The 23,307-nt window shown below is 56.0% G+C and carries 19 protein-coding genes; 5 read left to right on the top strand and 14 right to left on the bottom strand.

Annotated features, from left to right (window positions below; translation table 11 throughout):
- Positions 1-28: 28 nt before the first annotated feature.
- The 5 genes from ACSQ13_RS16780 to ACSQ13_RS16760 all read right to left on the bottom strand — a co-directional run bounded on the left by ACSQ13_RS16780 (position 29) and on the right by ACSQ13_RS16760 (position 6,499).
- Complete coding sequence (locus ACSQ13_RS16780; protein ID WP_295510964.1) at positions 29-1,858, bottom strand: ABC transporter ATP-binding protein; 1,830 nt, start codon at positions 1,856-1,858, stop codon at positions 29-31.
- A 2-nt stretch (positions 1,859-1,860) separates the two neighbouring features.
- Positions 1,861-3,696, bottom strand: a complete 1,836-nt coding sequence (locus tag ACSQ13_RS16775; RefSeq protein WP_295510961.1) for an ABC transporter ATP-binding protein — start codon at positions 3,694-3,696, stop codon at positions 1,861-1,863.
- 67 nt (positions 3,697-3,763) lie between these two features.
- Positions 3,764-4,948 carry a CCA tRNA nucleotidyltransferase gene (locus ACSQ13_RS16770; RefSeq protein ID WP_295510959.1) on the bottom strand — a complete coding sequence of 395 codons (1,185 nt, stop codon included), beginning with the start codon at positions 4,946-4,948 and terminating at the stop codon, positions 3,764-3,766.
- Positions 4,927-5,469, bottom strand: coding sequence for a CoA pyrophosphatase (locus tag ACSQ13_RS16765; protein WP_255200204.1), 543 nt, complete (start codon positions 5,467-5,469; stop codon positions 4,927-4,929). Before ACSQ13_RS16765 ends, ACSQ13_RS16770 begins: the two co-directional genes overlap by 22 nt.
- Positions 5,470-5,512: 43 nt before the next feature.
- Entirely contained in the window at positions 5,513-6,499 is a 987-nt protein-coding gene (locus tag ACSQ13_RS16760) for an Hsp33 family molecular chaperone HslO (RefSeq protein WP_176250292.1), read from the bottom strand.
- Between the two features lie 80 nt (positions 6,500-6,579).
- Here ACSQ13_RS16760 and ACSQ13_RS16755 point away from each other — a divergent pair, with 80 nt between their 5' ends.
- On the top strand, positions 6,580-7,023 hold the full coding sequence (locus ACSQ13_RS16755) for an NUDIX domain-containing protein (protein WP_176250293.1): 444 nt from the start codon (positions 6,580-6,582) through the stop codon (positions 7,021-7,023).
- Here ACSQ13_RS16755 and ACSQ13_RS16750 read toward each other — a convergent pair.
- Positions 7,010-8,212 (bottom strand): fused response regulator/phosphatase, encoded by a 1,203-nt coding sequence (locus tag ACSQ13_RS16750; RefSeq protein WP_255200192.1) that lies wholly within the window; start codon positions 8,210-8,212, stop codon positions 7,010-7,012. The genes ACSQ13_RS16755 and ACSQ13_RS16750 overlap by 14 nt on opposite strands.
- Before the next feature lie 209 nt (positions 8,213-8,421).
- Between ACSQ13_RS16750 and ACSQ13_RS16745 the strand changes: the two genes are divergently transcribed.
- Positions 8,422-8,754, top strand: a complete 333-nt coding sequence (locus tag ACSQ13_RS16745) for an Hpt domain-containing protein (RefSeq protein ID WP_176250295.1) — start codon at positions 8,422-8,424, stop codon at positions 8,752-8,754.
- A gap of 2 nt (positions 8,755-8,756) precedes the next feature.
- On the opposite strand, the gene ilvA is transcribed toward ACSQ13_RS16745, so the two are convergent.
- A complete protein-coding gene (gene ilvA, locus ACSQ13_RS16740) occupies positions 8,757-9,989 on the bottom strand; it encodes a threonine ammonia-lyase IlvA (protein WP_176250296.1) in 1,233 nt (410 codons plus the stop codon).
- Positions 9,990-10,114: 125 nt separating this feature from the next.
- Here ilvA and ACSQ13_RS16735 point away from each other — a divergent pair, with 125 nt between their 5' ends.
- The gene (locus tag ACSQ13_RS16735) at positions 10,115-11,335 is read left to right on the top strand and encodes an argininosuccinate synthase (protein WP_176250297.1); all 1,221 of its coding nucleotides are present in this window, start codon (positions 10,115-10,117) and stop codon (positions 11,333-11,335) included.
- An 86-nt stretch (positions 11,336-11,421) separates the two neighbouring features.
- Here the strand turns inward: ACSQ13_RS16735 and ACSQ13_RS16730 are convergent, their stop codons facing one another.
- Both ACSQ13_RS16730 and ACSQ13_RS16725 read right to left on the bottom strand, forming a co-directional pair.
- Positions 11,422-12,114, bottom strand: coding sequence for an HAD family hydrolase (locus ACSQ13_RS16730; RefSeq protein WP_295510953.1), 693 nt, complete (start codon positions 12,112-12,114; stop codon positions 11,422-11,424).
- Positions 12,114-13,022, bottom strand: coding sequence for a D-amino acid aminotransferase (locus ACSQ13_RS16725; RefSeq protein WP_176250299.1), 909 nt, complete (start codon positions 13,020-13,022; stop codon positions 12,114-12,116). The genes ACSQ13_RS16730 and ACSQ13_RS16725 overlap by 1 nt, the downstream gene beginning before the upstream one ends.
- Before the next feature lie 147 nt (positions 13,023-13,169).
- Here ACSQ13_RS16725 and msrA point away from each other — a divergent pair, with 147 nt between their 5' ends.
- Positions 13,170-13,835, top strand: a complete 666-nt coding sequence (gene msrA / locus ACSQ13_RS16720) for a peptide-methionine (S)-S-oxide reductase MsrA (protein WP_176250300.1) — start codon at positions 13,170-13,172, stop codon at positions 13,833-13,835.
- Here msrA and ACSQ13_RS16715 read toward each other — a convergent pair.
- From ACSQ13_RS16715 to ACSQ13_RS16705, 3 genes are all read right to left on the bottom strand, one after another.
- The gene (locus tag ACSQ13_RS16715) at positions 13,825-14,712 is read right to left on the bottom strand and encodes a ribokinase (protein WP_295510950.1); all 888 of its coding nucleotides are present in this window, start codon (positions 14,710-14,712) and stop codon (positions 13,825-13,827) included. The two genes, msrA and ACSQ13_RS16715, sit on opposite strands and share 11 nt — an antisense overlap.
- Positions 14,709-16,967, bottom strand: coding sequence for an NADP-dependent malic enzyme (locus ACSQ13_RS16710; RefSeq protein WP_435988126.1), 2,259 nt, complete (start codon positions 16,965-16,967; stop codon positions 14,709-14,711). The genes ACSQ13_RS16715 and ACSQ13_RS16710 overlap by 4 nt, the downstream gene beginning before the upstream one ends.
- A 75-nt stretch (positions 16,968-17,042) precedes the next feature.
- Positions 17,043-18,773 carry a glycosyltransferase family 61 protein gene (locus ACSQ13_RS16705; RefSeq protein ID WP_176250303.1) on the bottom strand — a complete coding sequence of 577 codons (1,731 nt, stop codon included), beginning with the start codon at positions 18,771-18,773 and terminating at the stop codon, positions 17,043-17,045.
- A gap of 151 nt (positions 18,774-18,924) precedes the next feature.
- On the opposite strand from ACSQ13_RS16705, the gene mutS reads away from it, so the two are divergent.
- The gene (mutS, locus tag ACSQ13_RS16700) at positions 18,925-21,546 is read left to right on the top strand and encodes a DNA mismatch repair protein MutS (RefSeq protein WP_295508190.1); all 2,622 of its coding nucleotides are present in this window, start codon (positions 18,925-18,927) and stop codon (positions 21,544-21,546) included.
- A gap of 66 nt (positions 21,547-21,612) precedes the next feature.
- On the opposite strand, the gene ACSQ13_RS16695 is transcribed toward mutS, so the two are convergent.
- Together ACSQ13_RS16695 and hrcA are read right to left on the bottom strand one after the other, a co-directional pair.
- Positions 21,613-22,176 carry a nucleotide exchange factor GrpE gene (locus tag ACSQ13_RS16695; protein WP_176250304.1) on the bottom strand — a complete coding sequence of 188 codons (564 nt, stop codon included), beginning with the start codon at positions 22,174-22,176 and terminating at the stop codon, positions 21,613-21,615.
- 9 nt (positions 22,177-22,185) lie between these two features.
- Positions 22,186-23,250, bottom strand: a complete 1,065-nt coding sequence (gene hrcA / locus ACSQ13_RS16690; RefSeq protein WP_176250305.1) for a heat-inducible transcriptional repressor HrcA — start codon at positions 23,248-23,250, stop codon at positions 22,186-22,188.
- Positions 23,251-23,307: the final 57 nt, after the last annotated feature.

Here is a 23,307-nt window from a genome sequence, read left to right as displayed (position 1 = left end):
AGCGCGAAGGGAGCGCCAGCAAAAGCCCCTATTCAGCGGCCTTGATATCAAGAAACCCGCCGGACTGGCGTTGCCAATAGCGCGCATACAACCCGTTTTGCGCCAGCAGCGCATCATGGGTTCCGATTTCAACGATCCGGCCAGCGTCCATAACGGCGATCCTGTCCATCTCGGTCAGGGTCGACAGACGGTGCGCGATGGCAACAACGGTTTTGCCTTCCATCACCCGGGTCAGCGCGGTTTGAATGGCGGCTTCGACCTCGCTGTCCAGCGCGCTTGTTGCTTCGTCCAAAATCAGGATCGGGGCGTCTTTCAAGATCGCACGGGCCAAGGCGATGCGCTGGCGTTGTCCGCCGGACAGTTTTACACCCCGTTCGCCCAGATGCGCAGCATAGCCTTTGCGCCCTGTGTGGTCTTGCATGTTCTTGATAAACTCATGCGCCTCGGCCTTGGTGGCGGCGGCAATCACTTCTTCCTCGGTCGCGTCGGGTTTGCCATAGCGGATGTTGTCAAAGGCCGACCGGTTGAACATCGCGGTTTCCTGCGTGACCATCCCGATCTGACGCCGCAGGCTTTCCTGCGTGACGTTGGCGATATCCTGACCGTCGATCAGAATGCGCCCTTCCTCCAAGGTATAGAGCCGAAGCAGGAGCGAAACGAGGCTGGACTTGCCCGCCCCTGACGCCCCGACGATGCCCAGCTTTTCACCCGGTTTGATATCCAGCGCCAGATGTTCGACGCCTCCGGCCTCGCGGCCATAGGTAAAGCGGATATCGTCCAGCGTGATTGCACCGCGGTCCACAACCAGATCCTGCGCACCAGAGACATCACGCAACTGCTGGCGCGGCGTCAATGTGCGCATGCCGTCTTCGACTTCGCCCATGTTTGCGTAAAGCCCCATCAGCGTAAAGCTGACCCAGCCTGTCATCTGCGCCAAGCGCAAAGACACCGCACCCGTTGCCGCGATATCGCCCGCCGTCACCAAACCCAGCGACCAATACCAAAGCGCACCGCCAACCAGCAGCACCGGCAAAAGCCCCGCAATCGTCATCAGCCAAAACCGAAAAGAGACACTAACACGGCCAAAATCAAGGCTTGTGTCCAAAAACTTGTTCATCGCGCCAAGGGCGGCACGGTCTTCGAAATCGGCATGGGCGAATAGTTTCACGGTTTTGATATTGGTGATGGTATCAACCACCTGCCCAGTCACCATCGCCCGCGCACCGGCACGCGCCTGCGAAAACTTGCGGACGCGGGGCATGAAATGACGGATCAAAAAGACATATCCGACCATCCACAACACCAGCCCTGCCGCAATCCGCCAATCCACCGTTCCCAGCAGCATCACAGCCCCGACAAAAGACGCCGCCGCGAACAACACTGTGTGGATCATTTCGATCACCACATCGGTCAGGGCGCGGCTGGTCTGCATTTCCTTTTGCGAAATCCGGCCCGCAAAATCATTGTCGAAAAACGTAACCGCCTGCCCCAAGGTATAGCGGTGCAGCCGCGACAGGGCGATGTTGAACACATTCGGCCCCACGACAATGGACTGCATATAAGAACTAACGCCGAAAATCAGCGGCCGCAGGACCAAAAAGAACCCCAGACAGCCGATCATCAAACCCGTCTGATCGCTGAAAACCGCGCTTGGCGTCGATGACAATGCGGCGTCCACCACCCAGCCCAACACCAGCGCCGCCAAGACTTCGACCACACCTGCCGCGATGGAAAGCACGGCCGCCAAAGCCAACGCATAGCCGCACCCTTTGAGCGTCCAGCCAAAGAACGGCAGTAAACGCTGCGGCGGGTCGCCATCTGCGGGAGCAAAGGGGTCAATCCAATTGGCAATCTTCATCTTCACAAATCTTCCGTCTTGAGGAACCCGCCGGATTGCCGGCCCCAGAAATCAGCATATAGCCCGCCATTCGCCAAAAGCATGTCATGGGTGCCTTCTTCGACGATGCGCCCTGCATCCATCACCAGAATGCGGTCCATTTCAGCAATCGTAGACAGACGGTGCGCGATGGCGATGACGGTCTTGCCTTCCATCATCCCGTACAGCGTTTCCTGAATGGCGGCTTCAACCTCGCTGTCCAGCGCGCTCGTTGCTTCGTCCAGCAGCAGGATCGAGGCGTTTTTCAGAATGACACGCGCCAAGGCGATGCGCTGCCGCTGCCCACCCGACAGCTTGACCCCCCGTTCACCGACTTGCGCGTCATAGCCCGACCGTCCGTCGGCATCTGCCAGATCGGTGATGAAATCATGCGCTTGGGCTTGCTTGGCGGCGGCGACCACCTCGTCATTCGTGGCGGTTGGCCTGCCGTATAGAATGTTTTCGCGGATGGTGCGGTGCAACAGCGCGCTGTCTTGCTGCACCATGCCGATGTTCTGGCGCAGGCTGTCCTGACCGACCTTGGTGATGTCCTGACCGTCGATCAAAATCTGACCGGTTTCGGGATCGTAAAACCGCAAAAGCAGCTTTACCAGGGTCGATTTTCCGGCACCCGACCGCCCGATCAACCCGATCTTTTCACCGGGTTTCACGACCAGATCAACCTTGTCCAATCCCCCCGACCCGCGGCCATAGTGATGGGACAAACCGATCATCTCGACCCGCCCCTTGGTCAGATCAAGCGCCGACGCACCCGCATCATCCACAAGGGTTATCGGCTGGGCAATCGTCTCCATCCCTTCGGCGACGACGCCAAGCTGCTGAAAGAACGTCGATAGCGCCCACATGATCCAGGCGGTCATGGAGTTCAGCCGCAAGGTCAGCGCAGCGGCGGCTGTCACGGCACCAACCGTGGCGTGCCCGTTAGACCACAAAAAGAACGCCCAGCCCACGACACCAACGATCAAAAACCCGTTCAAAGTGACCAGACTCACGTCCATCACCGTGAAAATGCGCATTTCCTTTTGAAAGGTTTTGCGGGCATTTTCGATCGCTGACTTGGCATAATTCACCTCGCGGTCATGATGCGCGAACATCTTGACCGAATGGATGTTGGTATAGCTGTCAACGACCCGCCCCGTGACCTCGGACCGGGCATCTGACGCCGCTTTGGACGCGACGCCGACACGCTTGACCGTCCAACGGGTCAGCAGCGCATAAAGCGTAAACCAAATCACCAGCGGAACCAGCAACTGCCAATCCGACGTTGTCAGCAAGATCGCAGCCCCGATCAGATAAGCCAAGGAATAGGATATCGCGTCAAAAACCTGAAACACGACCTCTCCGGCGGCGGGGGGTGTTTGCATGATCCTGTTGGCAATGCGCCCGGCAAAGTCATCCTCGAACCAGCCGACCGATTGCCGCAACACCTGCCGGTGCGCGCGCCAGCGAAACAACGTGCCATAGTTGGGCATAATCGCGTTGTTCAGCAGCAACACATCCAAAGCTTGCAACGCAGGCCGCAGGATCAGAATGAACAAACCGACCAAGATGAATTCAGTCCCGTATGTTTGCCAAACCTCTGCCGGCGACCCATCCAGCAGATCCACCAGACGCCCCATGTAATAGATCAGCCCGATTTCGATCGCGGCGACGACAATCGACATGATGCCAGTCAGGATGAATACCTTTTTGAACGGCTGGCTATAGTCGCGAAAAAACGCCCACAGCCCGGTTGGCGGTGTGTCCTGCTCGGGGTAATCGACATAGGGGTCGACGAGGTTTTCAAAAAAACGAAACATGGCAGGCATTTTCCAACGGTTTGGTTTGAAATATTGACCGTTGGTGACAAAAAGCCATCCGTTGCGATCAATTATCCGGTGTATTCAATAAAGTTGCAGGATCGGCGGTAAAATCCGATGCGATCCATACCGTCTCTAGCTGTTTTAGACGTTTGCCAAGCGTGGGCCCTGAATAGTCAGGCATCAGATCACCTGCCTTGATAGGAAAGACGGCTTGGGCTGCGTGATGAATCGTCTCTAACATTGGTAAATCGGGCGGAGTTTCAGCCATACAGGCCCGAAGCAGCAACGCACCCTGCGCAATCCCCTCACCATTTCGATAGGCGATTTCTGCAAGGCCCGGCCCTTCATACGCGGCAATCCTCAAGCGCTCCAACTCTCGCGCGTCGGCTTTGCTTAGCTTAAGCCGCTCTGCCACATCATCCCCGCCAAGTGCGGCAAGCCGCCACAACCAGTTGATCGACAGCCCTGCAAGCTGTTCAAAATGCACTAACATGCCGACCCAACGGTCATCCGATCCGGGCAATACCGTGGGCAACACCCCGGTCTGGCGCATAACTGCCAAGGATGGTGCCGGGTCCGGTGCCAGCAAAAGCTTTTTCATCTCGGCACCGACCCGCTCTGCCGAAAGTGTCTCTAACCCATCGGTATTCGACGCAATTGCCGACAAGGCATCTAGATCAAACCCGGTATTTGGGTCCGCGTACCAGGCACAAAACCGGAAATACCGGAGCGTTCTAAGGTAATCCTCGCGAATGCGGGCATCCGCATCTTCGATGAACCGCACGCGGCGGGCACGCAGGTCTGCCATCCCCTCGAGCGGATCAATAATGCGACCAGACGCATCGGCATATAGCGCGTTCATGGTGAAATCGCGGCGGCGCGCGTCGTCATCAATATTGTCCGAAAACGCAACAACAGCGCGGCGACCATCGGTCTCAACATCCCGACGAAAGGTTGTCACCTCGAACGGTTTACCGCCCGAGACGACCGTAACCGTTCCATGCTCGACACCCGTTGGCACGGCCTTTAGCCCAGCGCGCGCGGCCAAGGCCATCACCCGTTCAGGCAATGCATCGGTCGACATGTCCACATCGCTGTCAGGCACGCCCAACAACGCGTTGCGCACACAGCCGCCAACAAAGTAAATGCGATGCCCGCCTGCTTCCACAGCTTCGCAAACCGCCTGCGCATCCGAATCGGCCAGCCAGCTGGTGTCGCCGGGAAGGGTTAAGTCATACGTTCTGTCCATGCTCGCAGCATACGCGCGGTTGCACCCCAAATGTAATAGGGGCCGTAGGGAACAACGTAATAATGCCGCTGTTTTCCACGCCAACGACGCGATTGGATCAAATAATTATCGGCGTTCAACACGTGGCTTAGCGGCACAGTAAACACTTCTTCGACCTCTCCGGGCTCGGGAAGAAAGTCAAAAACGTCTCTAACAAGGCCAATAACAGGGGTCACGTGAAAGTTGGTCACTGTTTCATGGGCAGGCAACGTGCCCAAAACCTCGACCAGTTCAGTCGGCAGCCCAATCTCTTCGCGCGCTTCACGCAAGGCGGCGGCAATCACATCGACATCGCCATCGTCCTGCTTGCCACCCGGAAACGCGATTTGCCCCGGATGGTGCTTTAGCGACGATGACCTTTTGGTCAGGATCAGTTCAAGCCGGCCGTTCTTTTCAATGATCGGGGCAAGGACGCCCGCAGGCCGCAAGACGCGATCCGCAGGCAGCACGACATCCTTGTTCAGGTCGAAATCGGACGACATGACGCCCGATTGCGCCAGCGCCGTCCGAAAACGGTTGATCTGATCATTCACCACGGGCGGCTTCGGCCTCAAATCCAACCGTCTTTGGGTCAAGATCATAATGCGCGCTACAGAACTGGCAATCTGCGGTCACACGGCCATCTTCCGTGGTCATCTTTTCGATGTCCTTGGCAGAATAGATCGACAGGCTTTGGCGCACACGGTCTTCGGAGCAGGAACAACCGAAACGTACCGGTTGGGTATCGTAGACGCGCGGTGTTTCCTCGTGAAACAGGCGCAACAACAAATCCGTGGGCGGCAAGGTCGGCCCGATCAGCTCAAGCTCGTCAACCGTATCAAGCAAAACATTGGCGCGCCGCCAGTTTTCACCTTCTTCTCCGTCAACCAGATCATCAGGCGTCAGGATATCGCCGGTTCCTTCGGCTTTGGCCGCAAAGGGGGACGCTTTGGGCATATGCTGCAACATCACACCACCTGCGCGCCAATGCTCGGCCTCGGTCGGCATCGACGATTTGCCAAAACTCAGCTGAAACCGCGTCGGCAACTGTTCGGACTGTGCAAAATACGCTTCGGCACAGGCAGACAGCGACCCACCTGCCAGTGGTGTGATCCCCTGATACGGGGTCATCCCTTTGCCTTGGTCGATCATCACGGCAAAATACCCTTCGCCAACCTGATCAAAGGCAGGCGCGTCGGTAATGCGATCCGCATCAAAGCTGGCATAGGCGCGGATGCGGGCCGGTTCGCCTTCGTCGGAGGGGCCATAATAATCAACAGCGATCATGCGCACGGGGCCATTTGACTGGACCTGCAACTGCAATTTCCACCTCAATTTGATCGTTTGGCCAATCAACGCGGCAAGCAAAGCCATCTCAGCGACCAGGGCTTCGACCTTTTCGGGGTAATCGTGCTGACGCAAAATCCCTTCAAGGACGCCATCCAGACGGGCAACGCGGCCCCGGATGTCGGACGCATCAAGTTGAAAGGGAAGAACGGTGTCGTCCCACGCGATTTTAGTTCCTTGGTTCATCAGGCTTTCCTTACAGGCGGACGATTGGCATACCGCGTCTATATAAGGGCAACAAGCCACACGAAAAGGGGTGTCACGTCATGCGAAGATTCGGAGAGCCGCCATTGGCGGGGAAAACCTATACCTTGCGGCCCGGTGCTTACGCGATATTGCCCCTGAAAAACCGGTTCTTGATGACAGCGCAACTGTCACCGCAGGTGGATGTGCAACTGCCCGGCGGCGGTATTGATCAAGGCGAATCACCCCTTCAGGCGCTTTACCGCGAGGTGATGGAGGAAATCGGCTGGTCCATCGCGTACCCCCGCCGCTTGGGTGCATTCAGGCGGTTTGTCTATATGCCTGAATATGACCTTTGGGCTGAAAAGCTGTGCCATATTTATGTTGCGCACCCCATCCGCCAGATCAAAGATCCGATCGAACCCGATCACACCACCATCGTTCTGTCTGCCGAAGAAGCGCTTACTGTGCTGGGCAATGACGGGGACCGGTCATTTCTAGAGAAATATCACGCTAGCGCCCGGTGAATTCGAACAGAATTCCCGACACATCATCCGGAAAATCCCCCTGACCCGCGAATTCGGCCAGCTTCCACAGCATCGCCTCAAGCAAGGGCGGCCCTGTAACGTCGCGCAGTTCATAAAGCAGATCGGCAAGGCCTTCCTCCTGAATCATTACGCCATCGAGGTTGGGGCATTCCGTCACCCCATCCGATAAAATCAGCAGCCGGTCACCCGGCAACAATTTCAATTCGAATTTTCCATATTCGACACCCGCCATAAGCCCGACAGGAAACCCCCCCGGCCCGTTCTGTTCGATCTGGCCACCACGCCGCTGCACAACCGGATGGGGGTGGCCGGCCTGACACATGGATACATGCCCTGTGGTCAAATCAACCTCGGCCAAAAGCAGCGTGAAATAATGCTCTGTCTCCATTTCGCTTAGCACAAGTTCGTTCAGCTCGGACACGACCTCGTCCGGGGGACGCATGGCATAGGTTCCGTTGCTTTGCAGGATCAAAGCGATGTTTTGATCGGGCACGGCAGCAGACAGATAGCCTGCCAGCCGCGCTGTCATCAGGGCGGAACTGATGCCGTGGCCGGACACATCGATCCCGAACAGGCCCAGTTTGGTATCGTTAACCGGAAAGAACCCCACCAGATCCCCACCAACATGGCCGCTGGACCGCAACAAAAGCGAAAGCGTTCCACCATCAAAATCACGGGTGCGTTCGCGAACCAGTGATTGCTGCAATTTCTTTGCTTCTATCAGATCCTTATCAAGCAGGTCATAGACGCGCTGAAGTTCGTCCAATGTATGGGTGATAATCAGGTTTTTATCGGTCAACTGCCGCTGCATTTCCAAGATACGTTCGCCCGCCGCGATCCGTGCGCGCAGTTCGTCAACATCGACCGGTTTGCTTAGAAAATCGTCGGCACCACTGTCCAGCCCCTTGGCAACTTCGGCCTTTTCACTTTTTGAGGTCAGTAGAATAAAATAGCCATATTGCGTTTCGGACAACGCGCGAAATTCACGGCAGAATTCCAGACCGGACATACCGGGCATAACCCAATCGCTCAGGACCAGATCAGGCAGGCGATCTTTGCATTTCTCGATGGCCTCGGGGCCTGATGCCGCTTCCACCACCTTGAAACCCCATTTTTTCAGCGACGCACCAAGGATACGGCGCTGCAATTTGCTATCATCCACGACCATGGCAAGCTGCATAACGCCAAGACGTTGCGCTGAATCTGGGATTGGCTGGCTCTGGGGCATTTATTTGCGCAACTCTCAAGCTGAAAACACCGCCCTACTGCACGGTTATTTAACAGCTCATGAAGCATAAAAATTGAACAGAAAAACGGCTCAGGCCCACGCGCCGTTAATCTTGGTCGTCTATCCATTGAATGTATGGAGGTTGCACAATGATTGACTGGGCACAGATCAACACCTTGCGTGATGACGTTGGAAAAGAAGAATTTGCTGAAATTATCGATATTTTTATCGAGGAGGTAGAAAGCGTTTTCGAAAGGCTGCGCACGACACCCGACCTGAAAAATCTGGGTGATGATCTGCACTTTCTTAAAGGCAGCGCCCTGAACCTTGGGTTTTCGACATTTTCAGAACAATGCCAGCAGGGCGAAGCAAATTCGGCGGCGGGTCGCGCGGATCAGGTCGATATCCCAACAATATTATCAGCCTATTATGAATCGAAGGCGGAATTCCTGTCGGCACTACCCATGGCCCTGACCCGCTGAAATCACAGCACGAATTGCGCCAATGTTTCATCATTTGTGATGTCGGTATAGGTAAAACCGGCGTCTTTTAGCTGCGTCAGGAATGGCCCGAAGCTGTCAGGGCTGCGCGTTTCGATCCCGATCAGAACCGACCCAAAGTTGCGGGCCGATTTCTTGAGGTATTCGAACCGGCAGATATCATCGTCCGGCCCCAGAAGATTCAAAAACTCCTTGAGCGCACCGGGGCGCTGCGGCATGCGCAGAATGAAATACTTTTTCACACCGGAATAGCGCTGGGCGCGTTCTTTGACCTCGGGCAAACGTTCGAAATCAAAATTGCCGCCTGACGCGACGCACACAACGGTCTTGCCCTTTATCTGATCCGCAACATCGCCCAGCGCCTCGATCGACAGGGCACCGGCGGGCTCCAGAACGATGCCTTCAACATTCAGCATTTCGATGATCGTTACGCAAATCCGGTCCTCGGCCAAGTTTATCACGTCTTTCGGATCAACCCCCTTGAGCCGGTCAAAATTCCGCTGTCCGATTTTGGCCACCGCGGCACCGTCCACAAAACTATTGATCGGCGAAATATCAACAGGCCTGCCTTCGGCCAAAGCGCGGGCCAGACTTGGCGCGCCTTTCGGTTCGACAAACGTGTATTCGCAGGATTTCCCGAAATAGCTGTAGATACCCGAGGAAAGCCCGCCACCGCCAACCGGCAGAATAATATGATCAGGAATGCGGCCCAACTGCTCTTCAATTTCGACCGCGACAGACGCCTGCCCTTCGATCACATCATCGTCGTCAAACGGCGACAAGAAATGCGCGCCTTCAGCTACGCAAAATTCTTGCGCCGCAGCTAGCGTTTTATCAAAATAGTCGCCAACCAGCCGCACTTCGATCTGGGCACCGCCAAACATCTTGGTTTTCTGGATTTTTTGCTGTGGCGTCGTGACCGGCATGAAAATCACACCCTTCACCCCGAAATGGCTGCACATAAACGCGACACCCTGCGCGTGATTGCCCGCACTTGCACAGACAAACAGCTTTTGTTCAGGGATCACCTTGCGCATGGCGTTAAACGCACCGCGCAGCTTGTACGACCTTACCGGGCTCAGGTCTTCGCGCTTGAGCCAGATGTCAGCGCCATATTTTTCCGACAGATGTTCGTTGCGCATCAGCGGTGTCTGCGGGAACACGTCACGCATGGCTTGGGTTGCTTTTTGCGCTGCGGTTTTGAACGTATCAGTCATTTCATCGGCCTTTGCGTTGAATAACTGTCGATACGACCCCCAATGCGTGCGGTCAACGCAGCCTTCAATCTTGCTCACGCCTTTAAAACCCGATACCTCGCGATGCAAACCGCAAAGGAAATAACATGTCAGCGCCCAAAAAAGTTGTGCTCGCCTATTCCGGTGGGCTAGATACGTCGATCATCCTGAAATGGCTACAGACCGAATACGGTTGTGAAGTGGTCACATTCACCGCCGATCTGGGTCAGGGCGAGGAGCTTGAGCCCGCCCGCGCCAAAGCCGAAATGATGGGCGCATCCGAGATTTATATCGAAGATGTCCGCGAAGAATTCGTGCGCGATTTCGTATTTCCGATGTTCCGCGCCAACGCGTTGTACGAAGGGTTGTACCTGCTTGGCACCTCCATCGCGCGCCCGCTGATTTCCAAACGTCTGGTTGAAATCGCTGCCGAAACCGGTGCCGATGCTGTCGCTCACGGTGCCACCGGCAAGGGCAACGATCAGGTTCGTTTCGAACTGGCCGCCTATGCGCTGAACCCCGATATCAAAGTAATCGCGCCTTGGCGTGAATGGGATCTGACCAGCCGCACCAAGCTGCTTGAATTCGCCGAAAAGAACCAGATTCCTGTCGCCAAAGACAAACGTGGCGAAGCACCGTTTAGCGTTGATGCGAACCTGCTGCACACCTCCTCCGAAGGCAAAGTGCTGGAAGACCCCGCAATTGATGCGCCAGAATATGTCTATCAGCGCACTGTTGCGCCCGAAGATGCGCCTGACACGCCCGAATATGTCGAAATCGGGTTCGAGCGCGGCGATGCCGTCAGCATCAACGGCGAAGCAATGTCGCCCGCCACGATCCTAACCAAGCTGAACGAATTGGGCGGCAAGCATGGCTGTGGCCGTCTTGATCTGGTCGAAGGTCGTTTTGTCGGGATGAAATCACGCGGCATCTATGAAACCCCCGGCGGCACATTGCTGCTGGAAGCTCACCGCGGGATCGAATCGATCACGCTGGACCGTGGCGCGATGCACCTGAAAGACGAACTGATGCCGCGCTATGCCGAACTGATTTATAATGGTTTCTGGTTCAGCCCCGAACGCACCATGTTGCAGGCCGCGATCGACGCGTCGCAAACCCATGTGACCGGTACTGTGCGCCTGAAGCTGTACAAAGGCCACGCGCGCACTGTTGGCCGCTGGTCGGATCATTCGCTGTATTCCGAAGCGCATGTAACATTCGAAGATGATGCCGGAGCCTATGATCAAAAAGACGCCGCCGGGTTCATCCAGTTGAACGCGCTGCGCCTGAAATTGCTGGCTGCCCGCGACAAACGCCTGAAAAGCTAAGCGTTAGAGACGAAAGAGGCCCGGAGAGGCGGATATCTGTCCGGGCCTTTTTTATGCTAAATCAACCGTTTCCGGCTGGCCAAAGTTTACGTGATACGTTGGCGGTATAGCTGATCATAATAGGGCAAAGCCTTATCCAGAAGCAGTTTTCCGGCGCCGGACAATGTTGGCAATGGCCCTTCGGCCCCGGCAAAGCCTGTGCTTTGATGGACAGCACCATACCAATGGGATGCCCATACCCCATCCTCGGGCCGCGCACCTGCGGGCCAGGTCAACATCGCAGGATCAAACGGCAGATCAATCGCAGCGCATAGTTTGCGCAACATCCCCTCGGGGTCCGCACGAATATCGGCGCTGTCGATAACCAGCCCGCCGATCTTGTTATAAAGCGCGGTCTGCTGACCAAACCCGATATCATCGAAACTGGGGGCTTCGCGTTTGGCCGTATAGCTGGCGATCACGCGGGCGGGATGGCGGATCAGGTGAATGTTCACGCAATCCTTGGCCCAATCCATCGGGAAACCATCCAGCATGTGATGCGGCATATGCTTCATGTACATATGCGGGCTTCCCGGCTGCTGGCACAGCGCGCTCACCTTTTGTGGATCGGCTTCGTGGGCTGCCAGAATTTCGGCGCGCATCGGGTGATCATCGCCGGTCGCCGCCAGATAGGCCGCATAAAACGGCTCGTCCATCACCGCGAAATCACTGCGGTTGCCAAAGCTGTACATCATCGCCGTGCTTAGGTTGCGCGGACCGGACCACATCGCAATCCGCATCAGCGACACTCCTGCTTGATCAGACCCTTGTATAAATCGCGCAAACGCTGGGTCATCGGCCCCATGTCACCTGTCCCAATCTGCCGCCCGTCAATCGACGCAACGGGCGTCTGCGCCCCAAAGGTGCCGGTCAAGAACGCCTCGTCTGCGCCATACGTATCAACAAGCGAGAAATTGCGTTCAAAAACCAGAATATCATTGGCGCGACACAGGTCGATCACCTTTTGGCGGGTAATCCCGTTCATGCAGTAATCGCCCGTACTGGTCCAAACCGCGCCCTTCCGGACAATGAAAAAGTTACAGGCATTGGTCGTGTTCACGAAACCATTGATATCCAACATCAACGCCTCGTCTGCGCCCGCCTTTTCCGCAGCGATACAGGCAAGAATACAGTTCAGTTTGGAATGGCTGTTCAGCTTGGGGTCTTGGGTCATCGGCAAGCCGCGCAAATGCGGAACGGTCGCCAACCGGATCGGGCGCGGGATGCTGGGGCGCGAATGCTCCATGATAATCGTGATCGTCGGGCCGGATTGCGACAGTGAAGGATGTTGGAAAGGCCGCGTTTTGACGCCGCGCGTAATCATGAGCCGCGCATGGGCATCGGTGGTCATACCATTGGCCTCTTGCGTCTCTAACAAGGCTGAAATCAATGTTTCACGGGTCATACCAATGTTCAGATCAATGGCTTTTGCGGCCTCGAACAGGCGGTCAAAATGTTCATCGATAAAGGCCCAGCAGCCGTCATACAGGCGCAAGCCTTCCCAGATGCCGTCGCCCAACATGAAACCACTGTCATACACGCTGACCATCGCTTGCGCCTTGGGAACGATCTGACCATTCAGATAAATCAGGATCTCGTCATTGCGCGCGTCTTCTTCGGCTTGATGTGTGGTCACGTGATCTTGCATCTGGAATCCCCTTTTGAACGTGACGCTATGAATTTCGCCAGCCCGCGCCAAGCCTGAAATTGAAATCACTAGGCCGTGACATCGCCAAGCCGTGTGTTGCGTGACGGCGCGAACCACGTCACCGTTTCCGCAAAGAGGAGAAGAATGATGAGTATCGCAACAAATCTGAAGTTGATCGCCCTGTCTGCGACCATCGGTCTGGGCCTGATCGTCCAAGGAACCAGCGCAAAAGCCGCTGGAACAGAGACGCTTCTGGTTGCTGGCGGATGCTTTTGGTGCGTTGAATCCGATTTCGAAAGCGTCAAAGGCGTGAAAGAGGTCGTTTCCGGTTTTGCCGGCGGGTCGGTCAAAAACCCGACCTACAAGCAGGTCGTCGCAGGTGGCACAGGGCATTATGAAGTCGCGCAAATCCAGTTTGATCCGGCGGTTGTCAGCGTCGATCAATTGCTGGCGTTGTTCTTCCGGTCGGTTGACCCGACAGATGCAGGTGGCCAGTTCTGCGATCGCGGCGACAGCTATCGCTCCGCAATCTTTGCGGATGGTTCCGCCCAAAAGGCCGCAGCCGAAAAAGCCAAAGCAGACGCGCAAGCGGCATTGGGCAAAACGGTGGTCACGCCGATCTTGGGCAAGACAGCGTTTTATCCGGCTGATGACTACCACCAAAATTACTACAAAAGCGATGACCGCTTGGCGTTCAGCAGCGTTGGTTTGGGCGTGAAAAAATCAGTCGCTTACAAACGCTACCGGAACGGATGTGGCCGCGACCAGCGGGTGAAACAATTATGGGGCAAAGCTGCCGCTTTTACTCACTAAGATCGCCGTCGAAATCGTGATCCTGGATCTCCTTCAGGTCCGGGATCACGTCTGCCGTGCCCTTGCGCATAACCATCAACGCCGCAGCTTGCATGCCCAGGGTAATCGCGCTTTGCATGCTAAGGCCGCGGTCAAGTGCGGCGACCAGATAGCCGGTGAATGTATCACCCGCACCCGTGGTATCGACAACCTCGACCGGATAAGCTGGGAAAATCTCTTCGCTTTTCCCTTTGTTAGAGACCCATTTACACCCGTCGGCCCCCAAGGTGACAATGATATCATCAATGGGAAGCTCCTCCAGCGATTGCCCCAAAACCTCTTCCAGTTCGGCGGCTTCGCCTTCGTTCAAAACCAGCAGGTCAACATCAGCCATCACATCCGCGACGACTTCGGCCTCGAAGGGGGCGGCGGCATAGACAACGCGCATCCCAAGCGTCTTGGCGGTAGGGGCTGCAAATTCCTGACCCAATGTTTCATTCTGCATCAGCAAAAAGTCACCCGGCGACGCCTCGGCCAGGGCTGCGCCGATGATCCGGTCGTTCACCTCGTGATTTGCGCCTGCAAACAAAACGATAGAATTCTCGCCATCTTCGGCCACGCAGATATTTGCATGGCCCGTTGGCATGTTGATCATGTGGATATGCTGGGTTTCAACGCCATATTCCAACAGACGTTCGACCGCCCATTTACCGTCTGGCCCGACAGCCCCGATATGCATGACACGGGCTCCGGCGCGGGCGGCGGCGACCGACATATTGGCCCCCTTGCCGCCCAAACCCTGGCGAAATTCCTCGGCGGCGATTGTTTCACCGGGTTGCGGCAAATGGCGCAGATAGTAGAAATTATCCGCGTTAATCGAGCCGAGGTTCCAGATCATTCGCCGACCTTACACGCCGCCAGAATTGCCATGTTCAAGATGTCATTGGCCGTCGATGTAGTTGAACAAATCTGGATCGATTTGTCCAAACCTGTCAAAATCGGACCAATAACAGTCGCGCCGGCCATTTCCTGCATCAGTTTGACGGAAATGCTGGCCGAATGGCGGGCTGGTACGACCAAGATATTCGCCGGACCCGTCAACCGCGAGAAAGGATAGTTCTTTTGGCTTTCCGCATTCAGCGCCACGTCAACAGTCATCTCGCCTTCGTATTCGAAATTCACGCCGCGCTGATCCAGAACATTCGGGGCGCGCTGCATTTTTTCTGCACGTTCGGAAATCGGGTACCCGAATGTTGAAAAGCTGACGAAAGCCACACGCGGTTCAAGCCCCAAATGCCGTGCAACCTTGGCACCGCTTTCTGCGATGTTCGCCAGATCATTCTCGTCCGGCCATTCATGCACCAAAGTGTCGCCGATAAAGACGATGCGGCCTTTGTGCAAAACGGCTGTAATGCCAACCGCACCGTGTTGGGCATCGGCATCGAACACATGATTGATGCGTTCCAGAACATGCGCCGATTTGCGTGTCGCGCCAGTGACAAGGCCGTCACCATGTCCGTGCGCCAACATCAACGATGCGAAAACATGGCGGTCACGCGCCGCAAGCCGGTGGATATCCTTGCTGTCGAACCCTTTGCGTTTCAGACGATCATAAAGGAACGTTTTATAGGTTTCCAAATGCGGGGTATTGGCCGCATTCACGATCTCAAGTTCGCGGAACGCATCTTCCAGACCGGCGGCTGCCAGCTTGGATTTTACGTCATCCGCGCGGCCGACAACCAACGCTTTGCCCAGACCGGACCGTTGATAGGTGACCGCAGCGCGCAACACCTTGGGATCATCCCCTTCGGCAAAGATCATGCGTGCTTGGTTCGCACGTGCGCGAGCGTTGATACCGCGAAGAATGTTTGCCGTCGGATCCATGCGCGATTTCAGGCTCAGCTCATAGGCGTCCATATCAATAATCGGGCGCCGTGCCACACCGGTGTGCATCCCCGCCCGCGCAACGGCTGGCGGAATACGGTGGATCAAACGCGGGTCAAACGGCGTCGGAATGATATAATCACGGCCAAAGCTCAGGTTTTTGCCATAGGCCAACGCGACCTCGTCCGGCACGTCTTCGCGCGCAAGGTTTGCCAAAGCATGGGCGCAAGCGATCTTCATCTCGTCATTGATCGCGCGGGCGTGAATATCGAGGGCACCGCGAAACAGATAGGGAAAGCCCAGAACGTTGTTGACCTGGTTGGGGTAATCACTGCGGCCCGTGGCAACGATCGCATCGGGGCGGACTTCGTGCGCTTCTTCGGGGGTAATCTCGGGATCGGGGTTCGCCATCGCGAAAATCACCGGATTATCGGCCATGCTGGCAACCATCGACGGGGTCACGGCACCCTTGACCGAGACGCCCAAAAATACATCGGCACCCACCATAGCTTCTTCCAGACTGCGCAATTCGGTCGACGCGGCATGGGCCGATTTCCACTGGTTCATACCTTCGGTACGGCCCTGATAAATCACGCCCTTGGTGTCACACATGATGCAGTTGTTATGCTGTGCGCCCATCGCCTTTAGCAATTCAAGGCAGGCGATCCCGGCAGCACCGGCACCGTTCAGCACAATGCGGACGTCTTCGATTTTCTTGCCCGAGATATGCAGCGCATTCAGCAGGCCAGCGGCACAGATAACCGCCGTGCCATGTTGGTCGTCGTGAAAGACAGGGATATCCATCTCTTCTTTCAGGCGCTGTTCAATGATGAAACATTCAGGTGCCTTGATGTCTTCAAGGTTGATGCCGCCAAAGGTCGGGCCCATCAGTTTGACCGCGTTAATGAACGCTTCGGGGTCTTCGGTATCCAGTTCGATATCAATCGAATTCACATCGGCGAACCGTTTGAACAGAACTGCCTTGCCTTCCATCACCGGCTTGGAGGCCAACGCGCCTAGGTTGCCCAAGCCCAGAACCGCCGTCCCGTTTGAAATCACCGCAACCAGATTGCCCTTGTTGGTGTAATCATACGCCAATTCGGGGTTCGCCGCGATGGATTCACAAGGTACGGCAACACCCGGCGAATAGGCCAGACTAAGATCGCGCTGCGTTGTCATCGGGACAGTCGCAGTAATCTCGAACTTGCCGGGCGTTGGCTCTAGGTGAAAGGCAAGCGCCTCTTCGGATGTGATACGGTTCTTGGACACTGACAAAGCTTCCCTGTTGTTTCAGGGTTTAATATCGACGAACAGCCCTGCGTACAATCATGATGGCGCTCACAGTCAGACGACGTAGCGAACCCAGTCGTGATTTTCGACAAATGCGTCATGCCGTTCGGGGAAATCCGCCTGCAAACGTGAAACCGCCCAACGGATCACCTGCGGCCTTTCGCAGCGGTTCGCGCACCAGATCATCCGGATCAGGGTTTGCCACCGCGATTTGTCAGCCTTGAAGGCCGCATCAAGGGCCTTCAGCTCGGATTTGGGCTCATCCACGGATTTATAGCAGTCGGCCATCAGCATTTGCAGATCGAAATGCCCCAGAGTCAGCTTTGGATGCGCCTCAAGAACGGCCAGCGCTTTTGCAAACTCGTCCGCGCGAAACAGCGACCGCGCAAGCCGAAGAAGATCGCGACGCTTGGGCATTTCGGGCACATGACCATCCAGAGACACGACAAAAGCCATCAACTGCCCGATCGCCTGACGGCTCAGCGCGGCAGGCAACAGCTCGTCCTTGAACGGGCTCGGCTCCTGCCCGGCTTTGACTCCTTTATAGTCGGCGAAAAAGCTCATGTATTTACACTGCGCCGCATTCGCGACGGGCCAGAAATCACCCCAACGGGTCATCGCAGTTTGCAAGGTTCCAACCTCGATCACATAGGCATCGGGGTTGGCGAACAACATATTCGTAAACCCCGCCCCGTGATACGAAATCATCACCTCGGCATTGGCCATCAGCGCAATCTGTTCCAGCGGGTGCATATTCTCAAACACAACATATTCGAAACCGAACAGCCGCAGATGATCGAACAACTCGTCCTCCCCCTCCATATGTCTTGTCCGGCTTTGGCGCGTATCCCGCCCGACATAGAATTTTTTGGGCAGATCACTGAAATCAAACCCCTCGATCCGGCGCAATGCACGGTCACGCAGGGCGGCCAGACCCGATTGAACAACATTCATCTGCAATAGGTTTTGCGATGAAATCGTCGCGGCCTGACCGTTCCAGAACTGGTCGGAGGGGGCCAGCGCATTCAGTTTTTCAGGCTCTAACATTGGGTTTAGATAATGGACACTGACCAGATCATAGGCCGTTAACACCCGATCATAGTCTTTCGGTGCCCGTTCAAAGAAGACGCGGTCCTTAAGCTCGGGAAACAGCACATCAACAAAGTTCTTCGCGAAATCCCGCGTTTTATCTTCGCGGTTCGGGAAGTGGATGAAGACGCGGCCCTGAAAATCCAGATCGTCCAAAACACATAGCTGGCTTAGCGTTTCGGTGATGAAGTGGTAATAGTTGAACGTGTTGCGGGCAATGATGGCGAAATCGACATCCGGCCCCAATGCATCGGGGTCCAGCTTTAACGTTTTCCCCTTGTTTTCCTTCAACCCCTTGGCAAAAAATTCCATCAGCCGCTGCTGCGGATCAAACTCTGCCTGCTCATTTGCCCAACGATACTTGTTCAATGCGCGTACGCCCGGCGCACCGCTTAACACAATCTTACCCTGGGCCATCAGCAGCGATTTTCGAAAGCCGACATTCTCAAGAACGGCTGGCACGGTCGCATACATGATCGGCTCTTTGAATTTCCGATGCCGCCGGGTTTGCGTAAGAAACGCCTCGATTTTTTCGTTCAAGGCAGGGCTGTCGCTGGCCCCCACACCGTCGATCAACGCAGGCGCGATCTTGCGCCAGTAATAGGGGGGCTGCGCCAATAATGTGACGCCGCCATCCGACCAGGGGTTCAAAAAAACCTGCTCTGGCTCTTGGGCAAGGTCCACCTGATTACGCACAGAAAACTCTTCAAATTAGGTCATTGAACATCTTTCTAGCACAGTCCGGACGCAGGTCCATCAGGATCGCCCCTTTCATGCCCGCCATTGGTTTTGTAAACAGGCATATGTTGAACGGGGGTTTGTGGTGAGCGACGAAAAAATCACGCCAATGATGGCTCAGTATCTTGAGCTTAAGGCGCAATATGCCGACGCTTTGCTATTTTATCGCATGGGCGATTTCTATGAAATGTTCTTTGATGACGCCGTCGCGGCCGCCGAAGCACTGGATATCGCGCTGACAAAACGGGGCAAACACGGCGGCGAAGACATTGCAATGTGTGGCGTTCCCGTTCATGCCGCCGAAGGCTATCTGCTCACCCTGATCCGCAAAGGGTTTCGCGTCGCCGTCTGTGAACAGATGGAAAGCCCGGCCGAAGCCAAAAAACGCGGCTATAAGGCGATCGTGAAACGCGATGTCGTGCGCCTGGTGACGCCCGGCACATTAACCGAAGAATCCCTTCTTGATGCCCGCCGCCATAATTATCTGGCTGCCTTCGCCGAGGTCCGCGGCCAACATGCGCTCGCTTGGGTGGATATTTCCACCGGTGCTTTTCACGTGATGCCTGTCACGCTGGCACGGCTTGGCCCCGAACTCGCGCGTTTGTCCCCTTCCGAATTGATCGTATCCGAAGCAAAGGAAGCGGAACTCCGCGAATTGGTTGCCGATTTCAACCTGTCGCTCACGCCCCTCGCCCGCTCTGCCTTTGACAGCAGCAGCGCCGAAAAGTCCATCTGCGACCTGTTTGGCGTTGGGTCGCTTGATGCTTTTGGCAATTTCGAACGCGCGGATATTTCAGCGATGGGCGCGGTCATCGAATATCTCGAGATCACCCAAAAGGGCAAACTGCCCCTGCTGCGCACGCCCGTGAAAGAATCCGAAGCCCGCAGCGTTCAGATCGACACAGCGACACGTCGCAATCTTGAACTGACGCACGCGCTTTCGGGCGGCCGTGCCGGCACGTTGCTGGCGGTCATGGACAAGACGGTTACCGCCGGTGGAGGCCGACTGTTGGAACGGCGTATTTCATCCCCATCCCGGGTTTTAGAGACGATTCACGCAAGGCTTGAGGCAATTTCCTTTGCCGTTGAAAACACCCGTCTGCGCGAAGACTTGCGCCAGCATCTGCGGAATGTGCCCGATCTTGAACGCGCCTTGTCCCGCCTCTCGCTTGACCGTGGCGGCCCGCGTGATCTGGCTGCCATCCGCAACGGTTTGGCAGAAGCCAGCCAATTGGCAGAAAAAACCGATACCTCGGATTTGCCCGATCTCTTGTCCCAAGCCATCAAGGGTTTGCGGGGCCATGATGATTTGATCGACCTGTTGGATCAGGCGTTGATCGCCGAACCACCGCTTTTGGCCCGTGATGGCGGATTTATCGCACCCGGCTATGACACCGAATTGGACGAGGTCCGCACCCTGCGCGACGAAGGCCGCAGCGTTATCGCCCAGATGCAACAAGAGTTCGTGTCGACCACAGGCATTACCGCCCTCAAGATCAAGCATAACAACGTCTTGGGGTATTTCATCGAAGTAACCTCGACCCATGCCGATAAAATGCTGTCGGCCCCCCTGTCCGAAACCTTTATCCACCGCCAAACCACCGCGAACCAGGTCCGCTTTACCACGGTCGAACTGTCCGAGATGGAAACCAAGATCCTCAACGCCGGAAATCATGCGCTGGAAATTGAAAAGCGGCTCTATGACAGCCTCAAAAGCGCTATTCTGGCACAGGCCGGGCCTATTGGTGTGGTCTCTGCCGGTTTGGCCGAAGTCGATCTGGCCGCCGCTTTGGCAGAACTTGCCCAGTCCGAAAACTGGGTGAAACCACGCGTTGATAACTCGCGCGCCTTTGACATTACGGGCGGGCGTCACCCGGTTGTCGAACGCGCGCTTGCCCAACAATCGGGCGCGGCCTTTATCGCCAATGATTGCACCCTTTCCGCAAATGACGAAAACGCGCATATCTGGTTGCTCACCGGCCCGAACATGGCTGGTAAATCAACTTTTCTGCGTCAGAATGCGTTGATCGCCTTGATGGCGCATATGGGCAGCTATGTGCCCGCGTCGCAGGCGCATATCGGTTTGGTCAGCCAGATATTCAGCCGCGTCGGGGCCTCTGATGATCTGGCCCGTGGCCGGTCGACCTTCATGGTCGAAATGGTCGAAACCGCGGCGATCCTGAACCAGGCCGATGATCGCGCCTTGGTCATTCTGGATGAAATCGGGCGCGGAACGGCAACCTATGACGGGCTTTCCATCGCATGGGCAACCCTTGAGCACCTGCATGATGTGAACCGGTCCCGCGCGTTGTTCGCCACCCATTACCACGAAATGACCGCGCTTTCGAACAAGCTGGACGGCGTTGAAAACGCGACCGTCACCGTCAAGGAATGGGAAGGCGAAGTCATCTTCCTTCACGAGGTGAAAAAAGGTGCGGCCGACAGATCCTATGGTGTGCAAGTTGCCCAACTGGCTGGCCTGCCGCCCTCTGTCATCGCCCGCGCCCGCGTTGTTCTTGAGGCGCTTGAAAAAGGCGAACGCGAAGGGGGTGCCACGCAAAAAACCCTGATCGACGATTTGCCGCTTTTCGCTATCAACCCCACGCCACCACCGAAACCGGCAAAGGCATCAAAAGTCGAAGCGGCCCTCGCTGATATTCTACCAGATGAACTGACCCCGCGCGAAGCCCTTGATCTGCTCTATAAACTAAAAGAGGCGGCCAAAGATTGACCGCCCCCTTAAATTCCAAATGGAAATAAATCCTCCCCGAAGGGTCCGCCGCTAAGGCAAAACGCCTCAGCTTGCGGGCATGGACGAAACGCCAACCTGCGCAGGGCGCAACAGGCGATCGTGCAGCATGAACCCTTCGGCTGCGACCTGAATGATTTCACCGGCCTTTGTGCCTGGCACAGGTGCTTCAAACATCGCCTGATGCAGCTGCGGGTCAAACTTATCGCCGACTTCGGGCGCGATCACTTCCATACCGTGCTTTTTGAACACGTTCAAAAGCTCGCGCATTGTCAGTTCAATCCCTTCCAGCAATGGGCCCGAAATCGCCCGCTGCTCGTCGGTCACGGCTTCCAGCGCGCGCTTCATGTTGTCGTAGACCGGCAGCATGTCACGGGCCAGCTTTGACCCGCCATAGTTTTCGGCCTCACGGCGGTCTTTGTCGGACCGCTTGCGTGCGTTTTCTGCATCGGCCAGTGCCCGCATAAAGCGGTCTTTCAACAGATCACGTTCGGCGCGCAGCTGGTCCAATTCCAGCGCTTCATCGTCGATCTCTTCCATTTCATCCGCATAGGCCTCTGCCTCTGCGTCATCAATGTCGTCCAAAAATTCGTTGTCTCTCGGCTCTGCCATAGTCCACCTCTAGCTGCGGTTTGAGATCAGTTTCCCAACCAGCTGCGCCGTGTAATTCACAATCGGCACGATACGTCCATAATTAAGGCGTGTGGGGCCAATCACACCGACGGCACCAATCACCTTACGATCTGCGTTCATATAAGGGGAAACGACGAGAGAGGAACCCGAAAGTGAAAAAAGTTTGTTTTCAGACCCAATAAAAATGCGCACACCGTCGCCGCCATCCGCAAGTTCAAGAAATTCGGCAATATCCCGCTTGCGCTCCAGATCATCAAACAGTTGCCGGATCAGCTCGACGTTCTCCGCCTCGCCTTCTGCGTTGATCAAATTCGACCGTCCCCGCACGATCAAACGCTCGGGGTGTTCGCCGTCGCCTTGCCACAACGCAAGGCCGCTTTCGACAAGCTGTTGCGCAAGAATGTCGATTTCTTGCCGGCGTTGGTTGATCTGGGTCAGAATGGTCCGCTGCAATTCGGAAATGGTTTTTCCTTCAACCAATGAATTGAGGAAATTCGCCGCTTCGCGCATGCTGCTTGGCGTCTGGCCGGGCGGTGGCGTGAACAAGCGGTTTTCAACATGGCCGTCCGAGAAAACCAGAACGACCAAGGCTCTATCCTGCGAAAGAGAGACGAATTCGATATGTTTGATCGGTGCTTCGTGTTTGGGCGTCAATACCAGCGAAGCCCCTTTTGTAACTCCCGACAGCGCCGATCCGACGCGGTCCAGAATACCACCCACATCGGCACCGTTATCGCCCATGGTTGCGTCGATTTTCTCGCGGTCGATATCGGTCGGATCGCCGATTTCAATCATCCCGTCGACAAACATCCGCAACCCCATCTGGGTCGGAATACGCCCAGCGCTGACATGGGGGCTGCCCAGCAGACCCATATATTCCAGGTCCTGCATCACATTGCGAATGGTCGCCGCGCTGACCTTTTCGCTAAAGTCACGCGTGAGGGTTCGCGACCCAACAGGATCACCATTCGCCAGATATCCTTCGACCACGCGGCGAAACACTTCGCGCGAGCGGTCATTCATTTCATCTAGAACTGTGGGTGTTTTTTCCATGATGCCCTAATAAAGGGGCTCGGGGGGCAAACGTCAATCGGGGTTGCATCAAGATGG

Origin of the sequence: Sulfitobacter sp. SH22 (assembly GCF_965641905.1) — a bacterium.
Classification (GTDB): domain Bacteria; phylum Pseudomonadota; class Alphaproteobacteria; order Rhodobacterales; family Rhodobacteraceae; genus Sulfitobacter.
Note: the sequence above shows the minus strand (reverse complement) of the source record. Positions and strands in the feature narration are given on the sequence as shown.